General features: G+C 60.1%; 28 protein-coding genes. 14 read left to right on the plus strand and 14 right to left on the minus strand.

Annotation, left to right across the window (positions count from 1 at the left end):
• Positions 1-43: 43 nt before the first annotated feature.
• Complete coding sequence (locus F3H41_RS02740; RefSeq protein ID WP_188129318.1) at positions 44-448, plus strand: MerR family transcriptional regulator; 405 nt, start codon at positions 44-46, stop codon at positions 446-448.
• A 10-nt stretch (positions 449-458) separates the two neighbouring features.
• Here the strand turns inward: F3H41_RS02740 and F3H41_RS02745 are convergent, their stop codons facing one another.
• Complete coding sequence (locus F3H41_RS02745) at positions 459-908, minus strand: DUF411 domain-containing protein (protein ID WP_149737029.1); 450 nt, start codon at positions 906-908, stop codon at positions 459-461.
• On the opposite strand from F3H41_RS02745, the gene F3H41_RS02750 reads away from it, so the two are divergent.
• A complete protein-coding gene (locus F3H41_RS02750; RefSeq protein WP_188129395.1) occupies positions 838-1,386 on the plus strand; it encodes a hypothetical protein in 549 nt (182 codons plus the stop codon). The genes F3H41_RS02745 and F3H41_RS02750 overlap by 71 nt on opposite strands.
• A 44-nt stretch (positions 1,387-1,430) precedes the next feature.
• Here F3H41_RS02750 and F3H41_RS02755 read toward each other — a convergent pair whose 3' ends face one another.
• From F3H41_RS02755 to F3H41_RS02785, 7 genes are all read right to left on the minus strand, one after another.
• Positions 1,431-1,715, minus strand: coding sequence for a copper-binding protein (locus F3H41_RS02755; protein ID WP_149737031.1), 285 nt, complete (start codon positions 1,713-1,715; stop codon positions 1,431-1,433).
• Between the two features lie 18 nt (positions 1,716-1,733).
• Positions 1,734-2,213: a plastocyanin/azurin family copper-binding protein gene (locus tag F3H41_RS02760; RefSeq protein WP_149737032.1), complete on the minus strand. Its 480-nt coding sequence runs from the start codon at positions 2,211-2,213 to the stop codon at positions 1,734-1,736.
• A 36-nt stretch (positions 2,214-2,249) separates the two neighbouring features.
• Positions 2,250-3,608 (minus strand): copper oxidase, encoded by a 1,359-nt coding sequence (locus tag F3H41_RS02765; protein WP_149737033.1) that lies wholly within the window; start codon positions 3,606-3,608, stop codon positions 2,250-2,252.
• Between the two features lie 14 nt (positions 3,609-3,622).
• On the minus strand, positions 3,623-5,083 hold the full coding sequence (locus tag F3H41_RS02770; RefSeq protein WP_149737034.1) for a TolC family protein: 1,461 nt from the start codon (positions 5,081-5,083) through the stop codon (positions 3,623-3,625).
• Between the two features lie 5 nt (positions 5,084-5,088).
• Positions 5,089-5,310, minus strand: a complete 222-nt coding sequence (locus F3H41_RS02775; protein ID WP_149737035.1) for a hypothetical protein — start codon at positions 5,308-5,310, stop codon at positions 5,089-5,091.
• An 86-nt stretch (positions 5,311-5,396) separates the two neighbouring features.
• Complete coding sequence (locus F3H41_RS02780) at positions 5,397-5,816, minus strand: hypothetical protein (RefSeq protein ID WP_244616054.1); 420 nt, start codon at positions 5,814-5,816, stop codon at positions 5,397-5,399.
• Positions 5,817-6,110: 294 nt separating this feature from the next.
• On the minus strand, positions 6,111-6,383 hold the full coding sequence (locus F3H41_RS02785) for a hypothetical protein (RefSeq protein ID WP_149737036.1): 273 nt from the start codon (positions 6,381-6,383) through the stop codon (positions 6,111-6,113).
• Between the two features lie 326 nt (positions 6,384-6,709).
• Here F3H41_RS02785 and F3H41_RS02790 point away from each other — a divergent pair, with 326 nt between their 5' ends.
• On the plus strand, positions 6,710-7,387 hold the full coding sequence (locus tag F3H41_RS02790; RefSeq protein ID WP_149737037.1) for a winged helix-turn-helix domain-containing protein: 678 nt from the start codon (positions 6,710-6,712) through the stop codon (positions 7,385-7,387).
• Positions 7,374-8,729, plus strand: coding sequence for an ATP-binding protein (locus F3H41_RS02795; protein WP_149737038.1), 1,356 nt, complete (start codon positions 7,374-7,376; stop codon positions 8,727-8,729). The genes F3H41_RS02790 and F3H41_RS02795 overlap by 14 nt, the downstream gene beginning before the upstream one ends.
• 11 nt (positions 8,730-8,740) lie before the next feature.
• Here the strand turns inward: F3H41_RS02795 and F3H41_RS02800 are convergent, their stop codons facing one another.
• Positions 8,741-10,093, minus strand: coding sequence for a DUF882 domain-containing protein (locus tag F3H41_RS02800; protein ID WP_244616116.1), 1,353 nt, complete (start codon positions 10,091-10,093; stop codon positions 8,741-8,743).
• A gap of 282 nt (positions 10,094-10,375) precedes the next feature.
• Between F3H41_RS02800 and F3H41_RS02805 the strand changes: the two genes are divergently transcribed.
• The 8 genes from F3H41_RS02805 to F3H41_RS02840 all read left to right on the plus strand — a co-directional run bounded on the left by F3H41_RS02805 (position 10,376) and on the right by F3H41_RS02840 (position 17,629).
• Positions 10,376-10,702 (plus strand): hypothetical protein, encoded by a 327-nt coding sequence (locus tag F3H41_RS02805; RefSeq protein ID WP_149737039.1) that lies wholly within the window; start codon positions 10,376-10,378, stop codon positions 10,700-10,702.
• Between the two features lie 34 nt (positions 10,703-10,736).
• Complete coding sequence (locus F3H41_RS02810) at positions 10,737-11,174, plus strand: DUF305 domain-containing protein (protein ID WP_188129319.1); 438 nt, start codon at positions 10,737-10,739, stop codon at positions 11,172-11,174.
• Complete coding sequence (locus F3H41_RS02815) at positions 11,174-11,506, plus strand: four-helix bundle copper-binding protein (protein ID WP_149737040.1); 333 nt, start codon at positions 11,174-11,176, stop codon at positions 11,504-11,506. The genes F3H41_RS02810 and F3H41_RS02815 overlap by 1 nt, the downstream gene beginning before the upstream one ends.
• Positions 11,507-11,632: 126 nt before the next feature.
• Positions 11,633-12,016 (plus strand): hypothetical protein, encoded by a 384-nt coding sequence (locus F3H41_RS02820; RefSeq protein WP_149737041.1) that lies wholly within the window; start codon positions 11,633-11,635, stop codon positions 12,014-12,016.
• Between the two features lie 99 nt (positions 12,017-12,115).
• Positions 12,116-12,517, plus strand: a complete 402-nt coding sequence (locus F3H41_RS02825; protein WP_149737042.1) for a FixH family protein — start codon at positions 12,116-12,118, stop codon at positions 12,515-12,517.
• Complete coding sequence (locus F3H41_RS02830) at positions 12,514-13,968, plus strand: efflux RND transporter periplasmic adaptor subunit (protein WP_149737043.1); 1,455 nt, start codon at positions 12,514-12,516, stop codon at positions 13,966-13,968. The genes F3H41_RS02825 and F3H41_RS02830 overlap by 4 nt, the downstream gene beginning before the upstream one ends.
• On the plus strand, positions 13,965-17,105 hold the full coding sequence (locus F3H41_RS02835; RefSeq protein WP_149737044.1) for a CusA/CzcA family heavy metal efflux RND transporter: 3,141 nt from the start codon (positions 13,965-13,967) through the stop codon (positions 17,103-17,105). Before F3H41_RS02830 ends, F3H41_RS02835 begins: the two co-directional genes overlap by 4 nt.
• The gene (locus F3H41_RS02840) at positions 17,102-17,629 is read left to right on the plus strand and encodes a cytochrome c (protein ID WP_280177028.1); all 528 of its coding nucleotides are present in this window, start codon (positions 17,102-17,104) and stop codon (positions 17,627-17,629) included. Before F3H41_RS02835 ends, F3H41_RS02840 begins: the two co-directional genes overlap by 4 nt.
• 341 nt (positions 17,630-17,970) lie before the next feature.
• Here the strand turns inward: F3H41_RS02840 and F3H41_RS02845 are convergent, their stop codons facing one another.
• Complete coding sequence (locus F3H41_RS02845) at positions 17,971-19,293, minus strand: Fic family protein (protein WP_188129320.1); 1,323 nt, start codon at positions 19,291-19,293, stop codon at positions 17,971-17,973.
• 732 nt (positions 19,294-20,025) lie between these two features.
• Here F3H41_RS02845 and F3H41_RS02850 point away from each other — a divergent pair.
• Positions 20,026-20,802, plus strand: a complete 777-nt coding sequence (locus tag F3H41_RS02850; RefSeq protein ID WP_188129321.1) for an IS1595 family transposase — start codon at positions 20,026-20,028, stop codon at positions 20,800-20,802.
• 26 nt (positions 20,803-20,828) lie between these two features.
• Positions 20,829-21,044, plus strand: coding sequence for a hypothetical protein (locus F3H41_RS02855; protein ID WP_149737048.1), 216 nt, complete (start codon positions 20,829-20,831; stop codon positions 21,042-21,044).
• 14 nt (positions 21,045-21,058) lie between these two features.
• On the opposite strand, the gene F3H41_RS02860 is transcribed toward F3H41_RS02855, so the two are convergent.
• The 4 genes from F3H41_RS02860 to F3H41_RS02875 form a co-directional block, all read right to left on the minus strand.
• The gene (locus tag F3H41_RS02860) at positions 21,059-21,511 is read right to left on the minus strand and encodes a hypothetical protein (RefSeq protein ID WP_149737049.1); all 453 of its coding nucleotides are present in this window, start codon (positions 21,509-21,511) and stop codon (positions 21,059-21,061) included.
• Between the two features lie 365 nt (positions 21,512-21,876).
• The gene (locus tag F3H41_RS02865; RefSeq protein ID WP_149737050.1) at positions 21,877-22,080 is read right to left on the minus strand and encodes a heavy-metal-associated domain-containing protein; all 204 of its coding nucleotides are present in this window, start codon (positions 22,078-22,080) and stop codon (positions 21,877-21,879) included.
• 306 nt (positions 22,081-22,386) lie between these two features.
• The gene (locus F3H41_RS02870; RefSeq protein WP_149737051.1) at positions 22,387-22,626 is read right to left on the minus strand and encodes a hypothetical protein; all 240 of its coding nucleotides are present in this window, start codon (positions 22,624-22,626) and stop codon (positions 22,387-22,389) included.
• Positions 22,627-22,743: 117 nt separating this feature from the next.
• Entirely contained in the window at positions 22,744-23,484 is a 741-nt protein-coding gene (locus F3H41_RS02875) for a sulfite exporter TauE/SafE family protein (RefSeq protein ID WP_149737052.1), read from the minus strand.
• Position 23,485: the final 1 nt, after the last annotated feature.

Consider the following 23,485-nt stretch of genomic DNA (forward strand, 5'->3'; position numbering starts at 1 on the left):
CTTTGTCTTGTGAAAACGTTGGCATGACCATACGTTCCGTACCGTGGTACGGAGTCAACAGCCAATGGACATGACGATTGGAAAACTTGCTGCGGCCGGAAACGTCGGGGTAGAGACTATTCGCTTCTATCAGCGGCGAGGGCTGCTGACGACACCGAAGAAGCACGTGGGTGTTCGGCACTACGGGGAGGATGATCTCCGCCGCCTCATGTTCATCAGACAGGCGCAGACCGCGGGGTTCACGCTTGAGGAAATCAAGGAACTCATGGATCTCGATGCCGGAGACGATCGGGAAACTGCACGAAGGCTCGCGAAAGTTCGGCTTGAGGCCCTCGAAGCCCGCATCGCGGAGCTGGATCAGGCGAGGATTGCGCTCAAGCGGCTCGTGGGGGAGTGCGCATCCGGGAAGACCGGGCCATGCCCGATCCTGTCGTCGTTCGGTATCTGACGGGACGCGGTCACTTTGGTCTGACGGCGATGTAGACATAAGGCGCACCACCGTCCTTCGGTATCGCCATGACATCGTAGGATGCACCGGGATCAGTGCCCATGCCGAGGGATCCCTTCGGCATGCCTGCGACGGCCAGACCTGCGAGCGCTGGCTTTTCCGCGAGCAGTCGTTGTGCGGCTTCCAGAGGTACGTGGCCTTCGAGGAAGTATCCGTTCACGGTTGCGGTATGGCATCCATGGATCGAGCCAGGGATCCTGAGCTTGGCCTTGACTGCGTCCATGTCGTCCTCGTTCCTGATAACGACGGAAAAGCCAGCGTCTCCGAACGCAGACGCCCAGGCCTCGCAGCAGCCGCAGTATGGGTCCTTGTGGACGATCAGTTCCGGCATGCTGGCCGTCGCCGCGCCGGGGAGAAACGCCGCCGACGCTGCCATGCAGATGAACTCCCTGCGTTTCATTGTCTCTTTCCTCTCCTTGCGCCTGAGCCGCACGACCCGCCAGCTACCAACGGAAAACTGTCGCGGACGCGTGCACTGTGGTATGCTCGACATATGGTACCGGGAGGTGCCCATGTGCCACATCGGTATTTTCGTCGCAGCATTCGCCACCGTCGTCTCGGGCGCGCAGGCCCAGGAACGTCAGCCATTCCACATTGCCAGGTTTTCCGACAGCCGGACCATCAGTCTTGCCATAACGTCATCGATGAAGCCGGATGACAGGCAGTATGACTATGAGGTCGGAATCGGGCTCACCGAGTTTTCGGCAAGCGGTGACAAGGTCTTCACAGACCATGGAGCGCATGCTGTGCGCGTCAGGTGCGAAACGCCGCGGGCCGTGAAGGTTGGTGGCTTCGTCCACCTCATGCCAGCGCCGCCGGGATCCGGTGACTGGATGCAGGATCTCTGGACGGTTCTCTGCCTGCAACCCACGTCATGAGGTGGGTGGCCGCGCCTGCATCTGCAAGCGCGGCCGCCATCACATCACTTGACCTGCGTGACCGTCAGCTTGCCGTTGACGCGCTCGGCAACGAACTGGACCTTCGCGCCTTCCTTGAGCTTTGTCAGGAGGGCATCGTCCTTGACCTCGAAGACCATGGTCATCGCAGGCATCTCGAGACCCTTGAGCTCTTCATGGATCAGGGTGACCTTCTTTGCCTTTGCGTCGAGCTTCTTCACGGTGCCGTTGGTGAACTCCTGGGCGAACGCGCCGGCTGCAGAGGAGAGGGCGATCGCCGCTGCGAGACCCAGCTTGATGATGTTTTTCATTTTCGAGTTCCTTTCAGGTTACTTGGCGACAGCAACGTCGCCGTGCATGCCAGCGTCGTAGTGGCCGGGAACAAGGCAGGCGATCTTGAACACTCCGTCGTTGGTGAACTTCCAGACGATCTCGCCGGACTTGCCGGACGCGAGCCGGATGGCATTGGGGTCGTCATGTTCCATGTCTGGGAACTTCTCCATGACAGCCTTGTGCTCCATGACCTTGTCTTCCTGGTCGAGAACGAACTCGTGATCGAGCTCGCCTTCGTTCTTGATCGTGAAGCGTACGGTCTGACCCTTGCGGACTTTGAAGTTGTTCGGGGTGAAAACCATCTTGCCGTCCGGTGTCTCCTTCATGGAAACTCGGATCGTCTGAGTGACCTTCGCCTTGTCACCAGGTTCGCCGACGGCCATGGCCTCGCCGTGCCCTCCGGCATGGTTCCCGGACGCCAATGCGGGCGTCGAAAGAGCGGTGGCCAGAATCAGGCCGATCATTGTTTTCTTCATGTGATTTTCCTTCGTGGTTGTTCAGGGAACTTGTCGTCAGCCGTGGTTCGAATGCTTCGACGGCGGCTGCGTCTTCGCGTCTTTCGCCTTGGTCGCGTCGGGCAGGCTGCCCGTCCACTCCCAGGCCTGCGTGCCGGGCGGGTTCTCGTACCAGCCCGGATCGGTGTAATCGCCCGCGGAGATTCCCTCGCGGACCTTCACCACGGAGAACATGCCGCCCATCTCGATGGGGCCATGCGGGCCCCAGCCAGTCATCATGGGAACGGTGTTCTCCGGGATCTCCATCGACATCTCGCCCATGTCGGCCATGCCTGCGGTACCCATCGGCATGTATTCCGGGCGGAACTGTCGGATCTTCTTGGCGACTTCCTTCTTGTCGACCCCGATGAAGGTCGGGATCTCGTGGCCCATCGCGTTCATCGTGTGATGCGACTTGTGGCAGTGGATCGCCCAGTCGCCGACATATTTTGCGTCGAACTCGTATGCGCGCATCGCCCCAACGGGGATGTCGATCGACACCTCGGGCCAGCGGGCCTCCGGCCGCACCCAACCGCCGTCGGTGCAGGTCACCTCGAAGTCGTAGCCGTGCATGTGGATCGGATGGTTGGTCATCGTCAGGTTTCCGACCCGCACGCGGACCTTGTCGTTCTTCGATACGACCAGAGGATCGATGCCGGGGAACACGCGGCTGTTCCAGGTCCACAGGTTGAAGTCGGTCATCTCCATGACCCGCGGTACATATGAGCCGGGATCGATGTCGTACGCGCTGAGGAGAAAGACGAAGTCACGATCGACGGGCATGAACGCCGGATCCTTGGGATGAACGACGAAGAAGCCCATCATGCCCATCGCCATCTGCACCATCTCGTCGGAGTGCGGGTGGTACATGAACGTCCCCGATTTCACGAGGTCGAACTCGTAGACGAACGTCTTGCCAACCGGGATGTGCGGCTGCGAAAGCCCGCCCACGCCGTCCATGCCCGACGGCAGGATCATGCCGTGCCAGTGGACGGTCGTATGCTCGGGAAGTTTGTTGGTCACGAATATCCGGACACGGTCGCCTTCGACGGCCTCGATGGTCGGACCCGGTGACTGGCCGTTGTAGCCCCAGAGGTAGGCTGTCATGCCTTCCGCCATCTCCCGCTCGACGGGTTCGGCAACGAGATGGAACTCCTTGACCCCGTTGTTCATACGGAATGGCAGGGTCCAGCCGTTGAGTGTGACGACCGGATTGTAGTCCGGGCCGACCGATGGCTTCACAGGCTTCTGCGTCGCCGCCGAATCCATGAGAGCCGCTTCCGGCAAGCCCATGTTCGTGGTCTGGCTCCAGGCCTGTGAGGAGACGAGGGCGGCGGAGGCAGCGCCCGCTCCGAGCAATTGTCTTCTGCTGAACATTCTCGTTTCCTTTTTCAATGACCGCCCGCGGGCGCTTCTTCCGCCGACGCGACTTCGGATTCAGCCGCGGCGGACCCGGTGCTGCCGCCGTAGATGACGGGCGCAAGGTTCGCCTCTGCGAGCCAGAAGTCGCGCTTCGCGTTGACGGCGAGGATGGTGGACGTGATCTTGTCCCGCGTGTCGGAGATGAGTTCGAACGTGCTGGTGATCATGCCGTTGTAGTTGAGCATCGACTGCTGCTCGATCGCGCTGCGAAGCGGCAGGACGTTGTTCCGGTAATGCCGGGCGATGTCGTAGTTGGATCTGTAGGCAACGTAGGCGGAGCGCGCCTCCGACCGCACGTTCACAGCAAGCTGTGCCAATTGGTTCGCCGCCCGCATGTAGGCGAGTTCGCCCTTGCGCAGGCGCGCCTGTCCGGAATCGAAGATCGGGATGGTGAACTCGAGGCCTGCGGTCTTCGAAATGTCGGAAACGATCTTCCCGTCTTCCCGCTCGCGTTCCTTCTCCCAGGTGCCGACGAGCTCGATGTCGGTGACGATGCGCGTCGCGTTCGTCAGGTCGTAGGACTTCGCCGCCGCCTGAAGCTCCAGACGCGAGACCTGCAGGTCCATCCGTTTGCGGATGGCTTCGGCCTCGATGTCGTCCCGCTTGATGAGGGTCTTCGGCAGGTTGGGCAGACGGTTCGGTATCTGGAAGTCGACCTCCGTCCCAGACAGCCCCATGAGCCGGACCAGTTCCTCCTTGGCAAGCTTGGCGGTCAACCGGGCCTTGGCCGTGTCGCCCGTCAGCTCGGCATAGAAGACGTGCTCGCGGGCCTGTTCGCCCTTCGGCATCGATCCGGCCTCGCCGATCTTCTTGGCAAGTTCGGAGGAGGCGTCGGCGGCGATCTTCGCCTGGTTCAGATAGGCGACGTTCTCCCATGCCGCGACGGCGTTGATCCACGCCCGCCGCGTGTCGGCGGCAAGCGAGATCGTGGCGATCGCCGCCCTGAGCTGGGCCTGCCGGAAGCGGTTGTCGGCGAGCTTGATGTTCCGGTCGTAGGTGGCAAGTGCAAGGATGTTGGTGGCTATCGCCCCTTCGAGAACCCGGTAAGCTTCCAGACCAGGCGTGCCGATGCCGCTCAGACCAACCGAAAACGTCGGAAACACGGATAGCTGTGTCTGCCATGCGTCGGCGGAACTGTCGCCAAGATCCGCATAGGATGCCTGAAGTCCCTTGTTGTTAAGAAGAGCGACCTGGACGGCTGTCTCAACGTCGATGGTCTTCTTCGCCATTAGCGATTTTACCCGATCACGGGTTGCTTCAGCCTGCTTCTGGTTCTGAATCCAGACGGTCTGTTTACCCGTCGCCTCGCCGCTCTTTAGCGACGCGTTTGCGAACCCTGAGTCAACAGCCGAGTAGTCGGTCGTCACACACCCGGCGGCTACCAATGGCAGAGCGACGGCGGAAATCATCTTGATGTTGCGTAGCATCATTTTCCTCAGCCCTTCTTCTTCGGGGCCTGGGAATCGTTGAGATCCCGCCACGGCTTCGGATCGACGGGAACGCGGTGGGTGTATCCACCAATGGGGCTCTGATAATGGACAGGGCGAGCGTCCGACACAGTGTCGGGACTGTCGGCTACGGTTACGACTTCAGGAAGGGTGGACGCGCATCCGCTCACAGCGAGCGGCATGGCAACCACCAGGAACAAACGTTTCATGGTGAGAATCCGAGAATAAGATCGCGTTTGTGCGGCCACGCGGTAGCGCGGACGCACAGCAAGACCCGCAGTGCGGGTGCTAGTTCTCAGATATTAGGTGGACGATGAAGGCTCGGAGCTTCGCCGACGGTGTCCGTGTCGTCAGCGAACTCGCGGATGGAGACCACGCGCGGGTGGCTCAGTGAAGAGCCAGTGCACGTGATGGCGGCGACACCGCAGTAGTCCTTACAGCAGGAGTTCTTTGTCTTCTCCGGGCTGCCGTGGTCATGCTGGTCGCCGTGATCATCCGACTGGGCCATGGCACTGTGATCGTTGCCGTGGTGGGACGAATGATCGTTCTCCATCTGGGAGACTTGAGGCGCGCTTTCGGGATGCATCGCAGCATTGACAGCGGAAAAGCTGTAGCCAGCCAGTGACAGTATCATCACCAGTCTGAACAACAGTGCCATCGCTTTAGATGTGATTCGATACATCCCGCTCATGCCTTCAAGGATCGCCAGAGCCATCGAGCTTGTCAATCGACGTAGTCTTCAATCATCCATTCGCGTTGATTGTGTGGCAACGCCAACACGACGCGGAGGGTGTCTCCCGATGCATCTGAGGACACCGGGACACTTTGATCATGGTTTCAGCCTGAAACGCGTCGCGCTGAACTCCGGCGCGACGGTTCTTCCCTTCCCACGCGGAACACCCGCTCGTGCTCGGCCCACGCCGTGGTGAAAAGGATGCTCCCCAGCGCTTGTGCCAGGAACCTGATGGATATCGTCTTCATAACAAGGCCGACTACGCAAACACCCTGATCAGTGACGGTTGCGAGCCCGGAGAGCTTCCGCCGCCGGATCGGAGAACGTAACTGTTCCGTACTTGGCGTTGGTCCGACGAACACGGCCATCGGCGAGTACTTCAAACGATACCGAGCGGTCCGAAGATGCGACTGCGCTCTCGCCAGCGCGACCATGGCCCTGGACGATCCGGTCAACGTTGCTTGCCCTCTCGCTCAGTGGTCCAGTCGCAAACGCGGACGTTGCGGTCGATGCCAGGACAATGAATGCCGTTACGAACTTTGTCTTCATGATGATCTCCTCGCATGAAAGCTGCGGTTTGCAGCATGGAGACGATAGATCGACGTTCTGACATGGCCCTCTCGCGAACTTTACAATTTTGTAAAGTACGGCGATCGGGCGCTTCTGAATCCGCGGAGGGGTCCATTAAAGGGGCGAATGATCGAAGAGAACTCTGGCCGGATCGAAAAATACATCGTCGTGAACGGCTGAACTCGCTATGCGTCAGGTGCGCTGGCTGTAAACGTAGCGCTCCGCCGTAACAATGCCTGATTTTTCCGGCTTCCCGGCTTGTGAACGCGACAGCGGCATACGAATCGCGCATGGATTCCACTACGATGAAGATCCTGCTTCTTGAAGATGACCAGAAAACCGGAGAATACCTTTCGAAAGGGCTGAACTCGTCCGGTCATGTCGTCGACTGGGTTCGCGACGGCCGCGACTGTCTCTCGGCTGCCCTGGAATCGAGCTACGACGTGATGGTCGTAGATCGCATGGTGCCGGGATTGGACGGGCTTCTGGTCGTCAAGACAATGCGTGCCGCCGCCGTACGCACTCCAGTGCTCTTCCTGACCTCCATGAGCGGTGTAGATGACCGCGTTGAAGGGCTCGAGGCGGGCGGTGACGACTACCTCGTGAAACCTTTCGCTTTTTCCGAACTCGCCGCCAGGATAAACGCACTTGTGAGACGTCCTCCGATTGCCGCAGAGAAGACGACGTTGCGAGTGGGCGATCTGGAGATCGATCTCGTGAAGCGGACTACGCAACGCGGAGGCGCCCCCGTTGAACTGCTGCCCCGGGAATTCCTGTTGCTGGAGCATTTCATGAGGAACGAGGGCAGGGTTCTTACCAAGACGATGCTTCTCGAGCGGATCTGGAACTTCAATTTCGACCCCGAAAGTTCCGTCGTCGAAACGCATATCAGCAGGCTGCGCGCGAAGATCGACAAGCCCTTCGACTTCCCGCTGCTCCACACCGTGCGCAACGTCGGCTATTCGCTCCATGCTCGGCGGTAGCTTCTTCAAGAGCACCGCTGTCCGGCTCGCCATCATCTACAGCTCGCTGTTCGTATTTGCCTACCTGGGGGCAAACGTCGTCGCATATCAGATGGTGCTCGGCTATCTCGACGATCGCCTCGACGCGGCAGTGATGGAGCGTTACCGGGAGATCGAGACCGCGTTCATGGCCCGAGGCGTCTCTGGGGCAATCGACATGGTCAACAGCCACGGCCCCGCCATCAGGGGGGAGGAGACAATCTATACGCTACGGGATCCGACGGGCAGGGTGCTGGCAGGCAACGCCGCGCTCGCAGCCGTTCCCGCCGGATTTTCGGACCTGCTGCCCGACAACCATCGTGAAGGAGCGACCGGGTACAAGCTCTTCAGGGGCAAGCTCGGCGACAACGATCTCGTGGTGGGAACAAGCGAAGGCGATACCGAGCAACTCGCGCGGATCGTACTCTTGAGCTTCGGCTGGACCACCGCCATCGTTTTCGCCGTGGGTCTGCTTGGTGCGGCAGTCCTCAGATACCGGGCGCGCAACCGGATATTCGCCCTGTCCCAAGCGGCCCATGCGATCGGTCACGGCGAGCTGTCGCGGAGGCTTGCGGTGTCGCCGCGCATGGACGAGATCGACGTGCTTTCGAGCGAGGTAAATGTCGCCTTGGGTAGGCTGGAGGCGAGCGTAACAGCCCTCAAGCAAGTGACGACGGATATCGCCCACGATCTCAAGACCCCGATCGGACGCGCCTTTCTCGCCCTCGACGACGCGTTGACCCGCGAGCATCCTGACGAAGTGAAGAGTGCCGTAGCCGTTGCGCTCCAGGAATTATCCTCCCTCGCAAAGACCTTCGACGCACTGCTGCGCATCGCCCAGATCGAATCCAGAAGCAGGAGGGCGCAGTTCGTCGAGATCGATCTGACCGACCTCGTTCGCGACATTCACGAGATCTATGAGGTCATCGCGTCCGAGGAAGGACATGTTCTCAGTATGATCATACCGGCTGGCGTGTTCCGAATGAGGGGCGATCCCGATTTGATCAGGCAGATGCTGGCGAATCTTCTGGCGAACTCGATGCGGCATACCCCGGCTCGTAGCACGATCGTCATCGAGCTGAAGAGCCATGAAAAGAGCATTGCACTCACCATCAGCGATAATGGTCCGGGAGTTCCAGAGGCCGAACGCTCCAAGGTGCTCGAGCGCTTTTATCGCCTCGATAAGAGCAGGACGACCGAAGGTTCAGGTCTCGGCCTGAGCATGGTGAAGGCGATCTGTGAACTGCATGATGCCCGGATCGAACTCTCCGACAACGCTCCTGGCCTCAAGGTCACGGTCATCTTCCCAGGCGGTCGAAAGTGAAACGGGAAAACTCACTGCCTGGCAGGGAGATCGCCGAAGCGTCCGAGATCGAACGTCGCTGTTGCGGTCACTGGCTTGAAGCCATCCTGGGACGGATATCCGGTCGTGTAGCTCGCACTGAAGGAACTCTTCGCAATACGTTGCGATTCCGTCGGAGTCACGAGAGCTGCCGCAAGCTCCTTGCGGGGCAGGGGGATAGATCCGGTCGAAGCCTGAACCGTGTCCGACATCTTCGCCGTCGATGCAGTGATGACCTTCTCAGCCTGCACGGGCCGCGACGCGAAGACAGGGACTGGGATCGCGTAGCCGGACAGGTCTTCGAAGGGCGCAGTCTGCTCGACCTTTCCAGAAGCCGCTGATGTCACTGCGACGAAAGCTTCATGCTCTGTCGGCGTGGTGGGACGCAGTGCCGTCAGGAGGGTGCCGTTGTCCGGCCGCGCGACCGGAACCGGGGCCGTGAACTTCGCCGCCGGCTCCGCTGAGGCCACCACAACGGGCTGCTGCTCGGACTTCGTCGGCTGCGCGGCGGGCTTGCTCCTGGTTGATGCCGTGCTTTCCGCTACGTCCTCCTCCTCCTCGGTATCGCCTCCTCCGAACAGGGCTGTGAAGAAATTGCCTTTCCGCTTTGCACCACCAAAGCTGGCAATTTCGACGGCAGAACCCGCGCCCCGGCGTTTGTATTCCGCGACAGCCGTCTCGTAGCCGGGCAGCGGCTTTCCGTCGCTTGGGACGTGGAGCGTCTTGCCATTCGGAAAGAGTTGAACGAGCTCCTGTCGGCTCATGCGGGGCCATGCCCGCACCCCACCCACGTCGACATGGACGAAGGGTGATCCCGACGCTGGGTAGTAGCCGACTCCGCCACCTTGAACCTGCATCGCGAGCGCGCGCAGGCTTGCGAGCTTCACTCCGGGAATGAAAAAGTCCATGGCCTTGCCATGTGTGTGCTGGCTTTCCTTGGCCACGCCCGACGAACGGGTGCGTAGCATCGCATTGGTGTTTGGAGACCTATAGCCGGAGACGACGTTGATGAAGTCGCTCGCACCGCTTCGTCTGTACACCTCCCAGACAATGTCGAAGAGCCGGGGATCCATCTTTGTGCTCTTTTCCGCACGCCAGTCGCGCAGGAACTGATTGAGCTGGTTCAACCCGGCCTGGTCGAATACGCCGTTCCTTTTGAAGGTGATGACGGCGCGTTCGCCAGTGTGCCCGAAGTAGAGCTTCAGGGTGCGGTCTTCGGCAGATGCGTGTGTGGCGGATCCAAGAAGCGCCAGGAGGCCGCCCGCCATGAGGGCGCGGCCTCTTCCCGACATGCGGTTGTGATCTTTCTTCGAGGCAGCAGTATGCCGCGCTTCCGTTGTCAACACTCGCTTCAAGGTGAGTCCTGTCTCCGCCGCCGCTTCAGCCTCATCAAGTATCATTGCGGCGGGAGGATGTCATAAATGTCACACTTGTCCATTATTATTCTTCATATTCGAGAAATGGTTAATTTAGCGAGCGATGGGTCAGGTGTTCCGGGCTGCTGCCGTCCGCCTCAACAAAGGAATCTATCGAATGTCGCCAAATCGGAAAATTCGCACTGTCTGCCATGTCCTGCTTGGAACTTTATCCTTTGCCCGATGTTCAAGCCGCAACCTCGGGAGTGGCAGATGATCCTCAAACTCGGCCTGCGGCATGTGCTGTGCGCCCTCGCGATCGTGATGGTGGCGCTGAACCTGCTCGCGATGACATCCGCTGCCGCTGCACCGCACGCATGCGATGCTGTCCATTCAGAGGCGGCGGCCAACCATGATCATCATGCCGGAACACAGCTAGGTTGCTGCAACAGCATGCACTGCTGTCCGATTCTTCCGCACCTTCCGTCGTCAGGGCTGCCGTCGGAAACCTTGCTCCGTCCCGAGGCCTATTTGAAATCCGAGCAGCCTCTACTGCTCGTGAAATCGATCGATCCCCCTCCACGATCTCTTGGCTCGTGAACCAGAACGTTATCTCACGAAACAGGAATTCAAGATGAACAACATGATCAAGACTGCTCTCGCCTCGTCGTTCCTCGCCGCGGCCTTCGTCGCCTCACCGCTTTCCACCTCCGCCCAGATGGCATCCTCGCAGATGGCCTATCCGGATAAGTGCAAATCCGAAATGTCGTCCGGCGGTGACATGTCCATGCAGGGGCACCAGATGTCGGGCATGGCCGAATTCCAGAAGGAATCCATGGACGGCATGAAGTCGATGAATATGAACATGATGCAGGGAATGATGAAGAAGGATCCCGATGTGGCCTTCGCGTGCGGGATGATCGCCCACCACATGGGCGCGATCAGCATGGCCCAGGTCGAGCTGAAGTACGGTAAGAATGCCGAAACGAAAGCGAAGGCCCAAAAGATCATCGACGACCAGACCAAGGAGATCAAGGAGCTGACGGCCTGGGTTGAGAAGGAGGCCAAGTGATGCATCACATGTCTTCCGAGATGAAGGAGTGCATCGACAACTGCCTCGCATGCTATAGCGAGTGCCTGTCGATGGCGATGGGTCACTGCCTGGAGACAGGCGGCAAACACACCGAGCCGTCGCATTTCAAGCTGATGATGGCGTGCTCCGAGATGTGTCGGACATCCGCGCATTTCATGCTGATCGGCACCGAGCACCACAGGCATACCTGCAAGGAGTGCGCGGAGATCTGCAGGCAGTGCGCTGACCACTGCGAACGTCTGGGCGACATGCAGAGCTGTGTCGATGCCTGCCGAAACTGCGCCGATAGTTGCCAGAAGATGGCAGCCTGACCCAGCGTCGGGAGGGTGTCGTCATCCTCCCGACCACATCCGATAATGTGCCGCGCGGGGGCGACCGGATGGCGCGCTCGCTCCAGCGGCTTCACAAAGGCTCCCTTGTCGTGCAAGAGTGAACCCATGAAGCCACTGATGGTCATTCAACGCATTCTCTGCGCGTTCGCCATGCTCGCGGTCCTGATCGGACCAGTGAGCGTGACGGCGGCTGCAGCGGCCATGGCTTCATCAGTACCGATGCCGGGCATGGCGATGGGGAGCCAGGTTGCGGAAGAAGAGGCAATGGCTGACATGCCATGCTGTCCGGAAGTGAAAAAGCCCACTAAACCCGACTGCATGAAATCCTGCCCTCTCGCGCTTGTTTGCTCGACTGTGATCGTCGGCAACCTCTCTTCGGCTGCCAGCTTGCCTCTTATCCACCCACTACCAGTATCGTTCCCGCGCATTGCCGGAGAGGAATTCGCATCGACTCTTGTCGAGCCACTCCCGCGACCACCGCGCGCCTGATTCACTCTCGTTCACTGCGTCAGCCTGTTCCGAGTTGCGGAACTTCCCGGCGCATCCGGATTCCACGCGCTTCCACGCGTCTTGAGATGTGAAATCATCATGAAGAGAAACCTTTCCGTGCGCGCCGTCGTCGCCGCATTCGCTGTGCTTACCGTACCCGCGGGCACTGCTCTGGCCGGAGCCGGAGACTACGAATTTCAACCCGTCGCTTCCGAGGTGAAGCATGGTTCCCAGGCAGAAGTAGCCGTCAGACTTGTCGACAAGAGGTCCGGAAATCCCGTGTCCGGCGCCGTCATCTTCACAACGCGGATGGACATGGCTCCGGACGGCATGGAGATGATGACGACCTCGGTGGAAAACCTCCCAGAAACGGAGTCGGGCATCTACCGCTTCCGCGCCAACCTGTCGATGGCTGGCGGCTGGCGCTTCAAAGTGGCCGCCAAGGTGCAGGGTGAGCCCGACACCGTTCAGGGCGAAGTGGTTCTGAAGGCACTCCCGTGAAGAGCGCTGCATTACTATTGATCGCGTGCTCCCTCGCCATCGGTGGCGGGGGAGGGTACCTGCTTGGCTCCGACAGGGTCGCCATGCCCGATTTCGCCGCCATCAGGCTTCTGATGGCCGAGGCTCCGGCCGTAGCCAAAGATGCCCCGTCTCCGGGCGTTGACCCTGTCATCTACTATCGGCATCCTGACGGTGCCCCCGCATGGTCTGCGAAACCTGCAAAAACGTCGGACGGCACGAACTTCGTCCCAGTACTCGCCAGTCAGGATGTCAGTTTCGCCGACAAGCCTCAGGCTAGGGAGGCCGATTCCGGCATAGAGGAAGCCGGATCCGGCCACGCTCCCGCCACCGAGCGGAAGATCCGCTACTACCGCAACCCCATGGGGCTTCCCGACACTTCCAAAGTACCGAAGAAGGATTCGATGGGGATGGACTACATTCCCGTCTACGAGGGCGAGGGCGAGGCCGAGGGAGGCTCCACTGTCCGGGTTCCGCTTGGGAAGCTTCAACGCACAGGTGTCAGAACGGCAGAAGTCAAGAGGGAGAGGCTGCCGACAAGGCTGCGCGTCCCCGGCATCGTCATGCTCGACGATCGGAGGATTCACGCCGTAAGCATGCGCTCCGACTCCTTCATCGAGGAGGTCGCCCCGGTGACTGCAGGCAGCCGCGTGAAGGCCGGAGACAGCCTCTTCAGGTTCTACTCGAAGGAAGTCGCGACAGCCGCATCCGAGTATGCCAACGTCGTGTCCGGAGGTGGTGACACCGCCGGGAGCGCCTTGAGGCTTCGCAATCTCGGAATGTCCGATCGTGCGATCGAGACCATTCGCAGGGACCGCAAGGTTCCACCAAGCATATCGTTCGATGCTCCCGCGGATGGGATCGTCATCGAGCGGACGACGACCCCCGGAAGCATGGCGGAACCCGGCGACATCCTGTTCAGGATTGCCGACACCCGGGAGATGTGGATCGTGGCCGACGTGCCGGAAAGCCAGCTCGGCGCTGTCGCAGTCGGCGCGGCCTCAACCGTGACCGTGACCGCCCGGCCCGGCATGGCAGTGAGCGGCACGGTCGAGCTCGTCGATCCCGAAATCCGTGATCAGACCCGGACTGCCAAGGTGCGGATCCGGGTGCCGAATGCAGATGGCATGCTTCTCCCGAACATGTTTGGAACCGTCGAGATATCGTCCGGTGAGCCGGATCCCGTCGTCTCGGTTCCCAACGACGCGATCGTCGACACCGGAAGCAGGCGAGTGGTGTTCATCGACAAGGGCGAGGGGAGGTTCGAACCACGCGACATCGAGGTCGGTGTCAGGGGTGCGCAGAGGACGGAGGTGACGGTCGGCCTCGCGGCAGGAGATCGAGTGGTCGTCTCGGCCAACTTCCTCATCGATGCCGAGAGCAACCTGAACTCTGCCTTGAGCGCCCTTGCCGCAGGAGACGCACAGCCATGATATCGAAACTGATTTCCTGGTCGGCGCGCAACCTGCTGCTCGTCTTCGTCTGCGCCTTCATGGTGGCGGCAGGAGGCGTTCATGCGCTGCGCACTCTCCCGCTCGACGCGATCCCTGATCTCTCCGACGTTCAGGTCATCGTCTACACGGACTTCCCCGGACAGGCTCCCCAGGTCGTGGAGGACCAGGTCACCTATCCGCTCACGAGTTCGATGCTGACGGTCCCAAAGTCCAAGGTCGTCAGAGGCTTTTCCTTCTTCGGAGTCTCCTTCGTCTACGTGATCTTCGAGGACGGGACGGATCCATACTGGGCGAGAAGCCGGGTGCTCGAGTTTCTGAACGCCGCCTCAAGCCGCCTGCCGGAGAGCGTCACGCCGACGCTCGGCCCAGATGCCACGGGCGTGGGCTGGGTCTATCAGTATGCGGTGATCGCCAAGGAGATGTCCCTTGCCGAACTCCGCTCGCTACAGGACTGGGTCATCAAGTTCGGCCTGTCGCGCTCCGGAGGCGTGGCGGAGGTGGCGAGCGTCGGCGGCTTCGTGAAACAGTATTCGATCGTCGTCGACCCGGTCAGGCTGAAGGCGCAGGGCATCACCCTGGACGATGTCGCGTCTGCGGTGAAGGCCAGCAATCGGGACGTCGGTGGTCGCACAGTCGAGCTGTCCGAGTTCGAATTCATGGTGCGCGGCCGCGGCTACCTTCAGGGTATCGCAGACATCGAGAACATCGTCCTCAAGTCCGAGAAGGGAGTGCCGTTGCGGCTGGCGGACGTGGCGAGGGTGGAACTGGTTCCCGACGAGCGCCGCGGGATCACGGAGATGAACGGTGACGGCGAAGTCGCCGGGGGCATCGTGCTGCAGCGCTACGGCTCCAACGCTCTGACCGTCATCGAAAACACCAAAGCGAACATCGAAGCTTTGAAGGCCAGCCTTCCTGCCGGAGTGGAGATCGTTCCCGTCTATGACCGATCGCGGCTCATCGAGGCGGCGATCGAGACACTCAAGGGGACGCTGCTCGAAGAGTCGCTCGTCGTCGCGGTCGTGACGATCGTCTTCCTGATGCATGTCAGGAGCGCGCTCGTCGCCATCATCATGCTCCCCATCGGGATCCTGATGGCATTCGGGGCGATGAGGATGCTTGGAGTCGGAGCCAACATCATGAGCCTCGGCGGCATCGCCATCGCCATCGGCGCGATGATCGACGCGGCCATCGTGATGATCGAGAATGCCCACAAGCATTTGGAGCGCGCCCCTGCGGACAAGCCACGCCTGGAGGTCCTGATCGAAGCTGCATCCGAAGTCGGTCCGGCACTTTTCTTCAGCCTGCTGATCATTACCGTCTCGTTCCTGCCGATATTCACGCTTGAGTCCCAGGAGGGACGGCTGTTCGGGCCGCTCGCGTTCACCAAGACCTTCGCAATGGCGGCCGCGGCGATCCTCTCGGTCACCCTCGTGCCGGCGCTCATGGTCGTCTTCGTCCGGGGCAGGATCATTCCCGAGCACAGGAACCCTGTGAACCGGGTGCTCATCTGGGTCTACCGCCCGATCATCGCAGGGGTCCTCAAAGCCAGGACGGTGACCATCGTCATCGCGCTCGCGGCGCTGGCGGTCACGGTCTGGCCAGCGCGGCAGCTCGGCAGCGAGTTCATGCCCGCGCTCGACGAAGGGACGCTCATGTACATGCCGACAACCCTGCCAGGTCTTTCGGTCACCAAGGCAGCCGAACTGATGCAGACGCAGGATCGGATCATCAAGTCCTTCCCGGAAGTCGAAACCGTGTTCGGCAAAGCGGGCAGGGCGCTCACGGCGACCGATCCCGCTCCGACCGAAATGTTCGAGACCATCATCACCCTGAAGCCCAAGGACCAGTGGCGGCCCGGCGTGACGGTCGATTCCCTCAGGCAGGAGATGGATGGCGCGCTTCAGTTTCCAGGGGTCTCCAACGCTTGGACGATGCCCATCCGTGCACGGATCGACATGCTGTCCACCGGGATCCGTACTCCCGTCGGCGTAAAGGTTTTCGGCACCGATCTCGGTGAGATGGAGAAGGTGGCACGCCGCGTCGAGACCGTCCTCCGGACGGTTCCCGGAACCTCATCTGCCTATGCCGAACGGGTGATCGGCGGCTATTACCTCGATATCCTTCCCGACCGTGCGGCGCTCGCCCGATACGGCCTGACGATCGACAGCGTTCAGGATGTGGTCGGCATCGCTCTGGGCTCCGAGACCCTGACTCAAACAGTAGAGGGAAGGGAGCGGTATTCGGTCGCCATCCGCTACCCGCGCGACTACCGCAGCGACCCGCAGGCGATCGGCAGGGACGTTCTCGTCAGTCTGCCGGGCGGCGGAACCGTGCCGCTCGGAGATGTCGCCAGAATCGAGCTGACCAGAGGTGCGACATCGATCCGAACAGAGAACGGTCAGCTTGCCGTCTACGTCTTCGTCGACATCGCGGGCCGCGACCTCGGCGGATATGTGGCCGAGGCGAAGGCTGCAGTCGAGGGCGAGGTCTCTTTGCCGCCGGGCTATTCACTCGGCTGGAGTGGGCAGTTCGAATATCTCGAGCGAGCGAAGGCGCGACTGGCATTTGTCGTGCCTCTGACGCTGGCCCTGATCTTCCTGCTGCTCTACCTCAATTTCAGGCGGCTGACCGAGACGCTCATCGTCATGCTCTCTCTGCCCTTCGCGCTAGTCGGCGGGATCTGGCTGATGTGGTGGCTGGACTTCAACATGTCCGTCGCGGTCGCGGTTGGCTTCATAGCGCTCGCGGGCGTGGCCGCCGAAACGGGGGTGATCATGCTCATCTATCTGGATCACGCGCTGGCCGAAGAGCGGGCACGGTGCGCGGCGGAAGGGCGCAAGCTGACCGCTGAGGACCTGCACAGGGCGATCGTCGTCGGAGCGGTCGAGCGCGTTCGCCCCAAGATGATGACCGTGGTCGCCATCATGGCCGGACTGATACCGATCCTGTGGAGCACCGGAACCGGGTCTGAGATCATGCAGAGGATCGCGGTTCCGATGATCGGCGGCATGATGTCGTCGACGGTGCTGACCCTCGTCGTCATCCCGGCCGTCTATGCTGTCGCCAAAGGCTGGCGGCTCGGTCGCGCAACCGAAACCCGGGAGGTGCATCAGTGAGATCATACGGCGGCATCGGCGCGACCACGGTCGTTCTTCTCACACTGGCTGGCGCAGTTGCTGCCGCGCCAGCTTGGGAGCGGCAAGTCGGCATGAAATCGATGGCGGACTCCGCAAGGATCATCGGGGACCTGTTCAGCGGCAGAAGGGCGTACTCCCAGACGGAGTTCAGGGCGGCTGCGGAAAGCATCCGGACGCGTGCGGGAAAGCGCCTTGTCGACGACTTCGGCGGCGGGCACCAACCCGATTCGAAGGCGGATGCGGAAATGATCTCTTCATCGTCCGAAGAATTTGGAAGGCTCGCCCGCGACCTCGAGACATACGCCGCCGCGCTCTCCTCGGCCGCCGACAGAAATCCGAAGGAACTGGGGCCCGACACCAGGATGGGCGGCAGGCTTCTCGGCAGTCCCTTCGGGCGTAAGGCGGATGCAGATCGGGATGCGGCTTCGATGCCCCCGGAACACGCGTACCACCTCATGCTTCAAACATGCACGAGCTGCCATGCGAGGTTCCGCATGCCGTGAGGGATTTGCATGGATCGCAGCGGGCTGTGGGCGGGCAACGGGTCGTCGTCGATCACGAGCAGCAGACCTTCTGCGGCTGTGAACCAAAGCATCCGTCGTCTGTCTTTGGCTTTCTGCGAGCCAGCGGTCGCGCGGCTCTCAGCTTGCGAAGAGGGTCAAACGAAATTGCGGAATTAGGTAGCAACTGCCACCACGCTTGCGCAGGGTAGAGAGCGAAAGCGCGGCCTGTTCGGACTATCCAATTGAGCATTGCGCTCACATGAATGAAATCTGATCATAATCCCTAGCTAATTCAGCTAGTTGCACAGGCGATGACGCACCGTGAATGAAAGGTGAATAAATTAAAAGCCATTCCTGCGACCTCGATTGAGGTAAGCTTCTACCTTCTCCGGATCCACTCGCCATGCGTATGCATTCTCGGGGCTGATAGCAGCGATGATCGATTCGACGATCTGCGCAAGATGTTCTCGATCCTCCTCCTCAAGATCAGCGAAAAACTCCAAGGCCGCCGACCTGGCATCAGTTTCATCGATTTGGTCGTCAACAATCCGGGCGACGAGATGATCAATGCGCGTCCGTTCTCGGAACTCGATGGATCGCGGAACGCGACGGGTGGCAACCGCGGCGGCGTAATTCTTCGAGTTTTCAACATACCCATCTACAACAGCTTCAGCTATAAGGGACGGATCTCCGAGTTCGTAGAAAAGAATAAGCCCTGAGAGATACGCGTTTCGATCAACGCCGATGAAGGAGATCGGCGGAAGGCCCTTCCACAAGAGTGGCACGTTGGACATCAATCGACCCATCCGCTTATTGCCGTCGATGAAAGCCTGGAGATAGGAAAGCCCGGTAAGCAACACAAAGCTTGCCTCAAAGGGATCCTCGACCTGTTCCGCCTTCCAAAGCAACTGCCCCAGGTCGGACGAAAGTTGATAAGCGTCACCTTCTGGACGGTAACTGGATCCCTGAATGCGGACAGAGTTGCCTCGAACACGACCAAGATCTTCTGGAGATATGAGATCGCGCAACAGCATAGCATGGATGCGTGAGGCAAATTTCTGATCCAAGACCGGGCGACCTACGTTTTCAATCAGTTCGTCGATCGCGTGCTTGTGGTTTAGGATCATGGTGGCCTCTTCCAAATCATGGCCAGTCGCCTTCTGGCCGTATTGAAGGAGGACTTCGGTGTCTAGGTACGAATACGTATTCCCCTCTAGGCTGGAAGAAGCCCAGGCGAGATCAATGAGGAAGCGCTGGGCGATCTCTCTGCTATAGGTTGAGGCATCTAGCGCCTGATTCACACCCTGAGCCGCGAGAGTCATCCTATTGCGCTGCTCCACAGGGAGCCATGCTGTGACGTTTGGAATATAGCCACCGATGCGATGCGGTTCATAGGGCTTTTCCGGTCGATGATGCGGCGGCTTGGCGAACCACGTTGCAGCCTCGGACAATTTATAGAGGGATGATCGTGTCTCCCCAGTCTTCTCCACAATGTCGTTTTCAATGAGCTTTGCCATCGCCCTCGAAATCGTCGGCTGGCTCACGCTGTTGGCGAGCTTCGCGATTACGTCTTTCTGAGCCAGCCCATTTGGCGATCGCAACAGAAGGGTAACGATCTGCTTTTGAAGGTCGTCGAGCTGTCTAAGGGCGATAATTGGATGCATGTCAGAACCTCTCTTGTCGTACCCCATTCGACCCAAGAGTGACGAATAAATCAAGGGTAAACTGGTCTTTTGAATAAGACCGTTTTTTAACCATATGAAAAAACAGCTTTTTCTACAATTGCGCATTTAATGAATATATACAGAATTTATTCAAACCGGCGCAAAACGTTTGTGCGAGCGCCCGTTTGTGGCAGTTGCACCCTCTCAATGGCCTTCGCCCAGCCGCTTCCGCCGAATCCGATCGACACTTCTACGCGACCCTAGTATGGTCCGCGGCATGTTCAGGCCCATAGACATACGACAACGCTGATTTTTCGCCCACCGACACCCGGTGGTGCCCTGTCGTATCGCGTAATCTTCAAGGGACCGAACATGCCTTCCAGCCTGCCGTCCGTCATTCCGCCGCAGTCCTCCATCTCCCATGAACTGGAGGCACTTCGGAGGGTAGAAATATTGGGGCAACCAGCACTTCCTGCTCTCGCCCTACTGCCGAACCTTCTCGCTTAAACAGCTCCGCGCCTTCGATGAGGAACGGCCCTACAAGGCCTTCTGCTTCATCCGCTGGCCGGATACGGAAGGACGCCCGACCTGCGTTCGTTGCTCGCATGCGAACGGCTGGGAGATCCGGCGTCGCCGCTTCAAGTGCCAGGCTTGCCGTCGCGAGTTTTCGGTCACGACAGGGACGGTCTTCGCCTTCCGCAAGATGAGTTTCCAGGACATCCTGGCGGGCCTGTGGTTCTCCGTGAACAGCGTGAAGGGAAGAGCGCCCTCCAGCTCTCCCGCGAGCTCGGCTGCCAGTACAAGACGGCCTGGGTTCTGCTCATGAAGATGCGCGAGGCGATCTCGACCCGGCGCTTCCGAATGATGCTCGAAGGAGAGATCCACATCGACGGCAAATACGCAGGCGGCCACATCAAGCCGGAGAACCGCAAGGAGGACCGCGTCGATCGACGACGTGCCGAGAACCGGAACAACAAGCGCTTGACGATCCTGACACTCCGGGAGAAGAAGCCCTTTGGCCGCGGGCAGACCCTGACCCGCGTCATCCGGAGCGAGGACTCCAGCGAGGCATGGGAGATGGTCAAGAAGCACGTCCGCAAGGGTTCACGCCTGCACGCTGACGAGCACTTCAGCTACGACGACCTCGAAGGCCTCCAGGAACTGCACCGGGTCAATCACAGTGAGGAATACCAGACGAAGTGCGGGGTCAATACCATCACGTCGAAAGCTTCTTCAGCCGCATCCAGCGGGCCTACGTGGGCATCCACCATCGCTTCTCGGTGCGGTACTTCGACTGGTATGCGGCAGAGATCGCCTGGCGCGAGGACAATCGCCGGGTCGACAACGGCCTGCAGCTCTGGGGCATGCTGTACAAGGCGCTATCGAGACCGACATCGCGGAACCTATGTGGGTACTGGCAGGGCAACCATCCACCAGATCTCGTTTGGGAAAACGGGCAAAATCCCGCTCGTGATCAGTAGCGCCGGCAACTCATGTCCGGTCTACTGAGGGACGATGTTCGTAAAGGGATGACTATGGCTACTAACGCACTCACCACGCACTTTTTACCCGATGTCGCAGCGGCGATCCTGCACAAGACTATCGTCGAGAACACGCCGGGCGGTGCTGCAGGTAATGTCGATGACCATTTGCGGCTGTATCAAAAGTGCCGCCTTACAGTTAAGCACTGGCAATTTCCCTTGAGCGCTCTCGATCAAAAGCTTGCGGAAATGATCCCTGAGGAAGAGTAAACTCATTCTGTCCCTCAAGCGCTGATCTCCCAAAGATGACGATGACCGTCGGCCATTTCAGCACGACGTACGCGGTTTGCCCTAGCGAGCTGGTCGAGCACCTGGGAAAAACGGTTCCCAATCTTCCCCATCCGGGGATCGTCCTGCTCCAGCCCAACCTCCCGTGCGAACGCCAATGCGCATTCGCCTGTGGTGATCGGCCGCCCGGCTTGGCGGAGCGTCCGTAAAGTGAAGCTACGACGATCAATGTCTTTGAATAGCGCGGAGATGTCGTCGGCACCATCACCATTCCGGCGTCGAGCAACTGTGCGCGATGCCGCAACGGCATAGTCTGGTTCATATGTCTGGATGACAATGTCGAAGGCGGCTCTCTGCTGTTGAAGCTTCGAGATCCGCGTTCTCAGTTCATCGATCTCAGCCCCAATCTCGGCACTCTTCCGCTTTAACTCATCTGCAACATGAACCATACACAACCACTCCTTTAGGATTGGGACGATCCTAAGAACTCAGCGGCTGCGAGTCTGGTGGCAGTTGCTACCTAATTCCGCGAAATTGTAAGCATCGCCCAGGGCGATCACGCCGAGCTCAGTATTGCGATCGTTGCGGCAAGCGCGCCCGCTGCCACGAGCACCGCGGCCAGAAAGTGCTTCCGGGCCTTCGTACGGATTGGACGGGGGAGACTCCGCCTCCGATGCGGCCCGGTAGGCGCACCAGCGGTTGGATTGATCCTGTAGGTCTTCTTGCGCCCTCCCATCATTCCTCCCCATCCGAATGAGATAGTGGTGGCTCGCCTGCCGTCACAAGCGAGAGCACCATCATGGGTTTGACGTAGTCAGACAGACTTGAAGGTCGTCGGATACCCAGCGTCGTTGATGGCTGCCGCCATCGCCTCCGGCGAGACCGAAGTCTCTATCTTCGCCTTCCTGGTGCCGACATCTATGATCGAGCTCGCTGCCGGGTCGGCCTGCTCGATCGCCTTCTTGACGGTCCCCGCGCAGTGGCCGCAGGTCATGTTGGGAATGTCGAATTCGTACATCTTGTTCTCCTGTCGATGTGAGCGAATCCAGAGATAGGGTTTCCCACTGTGGGAAGGTCAAGGAGGCTGTAACCGCGCTCGGTGGTTGCGATGGGCTTGAAATCTATCGCCCCGCATCACATCCGCCCCTCATCACCCGTAACGATGATTGCCTTCAGCGCCGATGGCGGCCGCGCGTTCGCGATTCTCCGGGTCAGAAGGGCGCTCCCCGGAACATGGGTCGAACCCCTTCGTCTTCCACCATGGCACGCCGGCGGTCGCGGCACAGGCAATCATTCTGATCGACGAGGTCGCACGACAGAGAGCTCACTCTCCGATGAACTCCAACAGTTCCAGCAGCGCATCGGCCTGCCTGATGACAACTGCGCGAAGACGGTATCTGCCTTCCTCGACATCGCGATCGGGATGGCCGTCGCAAAAGAGGGTTGACCCCATTTCCATCACTGTTGCTCCGAATGCGAGCCGCCCGCCCACTGCCGTGGCCTCAAGCGCAAGGCAGGCCGTGTCGACCTTCTCGAGATATGCTTCGCGTGCTTCTGGTGTCATGACTGTGATTGCCTCCTGGGAGACAAGAGCGGATCCAGGTGCAAGCGACAACGTCGGACGAGCGAAACGGTTCTGAATCCCGAACTTCAGCCGGGCCTGCCGGAGCGGTTGGGCGCGCTACCACACAAGCTTGATGCCGGAAACGAGCAGCAGCAGCGCCAGGATCCCCCTCAGTATTCGCTCCGATAGAAATCGGCTCCCGACGAAGGCACCAAGTCCACCACCTGCCACTACGGCGGCTATCCACCATGACGAGGGAAGGGCGACGCCTTCGTAGCTGGTGCTCGCCCCGGCAAGAGCGGCCGCCGAGGCCAGGAGATTGTAGACGGCCGTCGTGGCCGCCGTCTGCCTGGCCGTCGCCCAGCCAAAAGCAAGGATGACCGGAGCCAAGAATACGCCACCTCCGGTCCCCGTCGTTCCAGATATGAACCCGATCACTGCTCCCACCGCAATGGCTGCGGGCAGCGGTGGCTTCACGGTGCTCGAAGACACCATTCCCCGCCCGAGCGATGCTTTGGCCATCTGAAAAGCGGAGACAATGAGCACCACCCCCACAACGGGGTTGTAGACCTCTTCCGGGAGCTCGACCATTCCCCCGATCACCGACAGAGGCAAGCCAAGGATCATGAACGGATAGACGGCCTTCCACGAGACCAGACCCCTCCTGAAGAAAAGAGCTCTGCCGATCCCCGCTACGAGGAGATTGAGGGTCAGAGCCGTGATCCTGATCGTCGACGGAGGAAAACCCTGCAACGACATCAGCGCAATGTAACCGGATGCTCCGGCCTGACCCACTGCGGCATACAGGAGGGCCACGAGGCCGAACCCGATAGAGAGCGAAACCGTTTCCATGTCCATG

The organism is Rhizobium sp. RU20A (assembly GCF_900155885.1).
Taxonomy (GTDB): Bacteria; Pseudomonadota; Alphaproteobacteria; order Rhizobiales; family Rhizobiaceae; genus RU20A.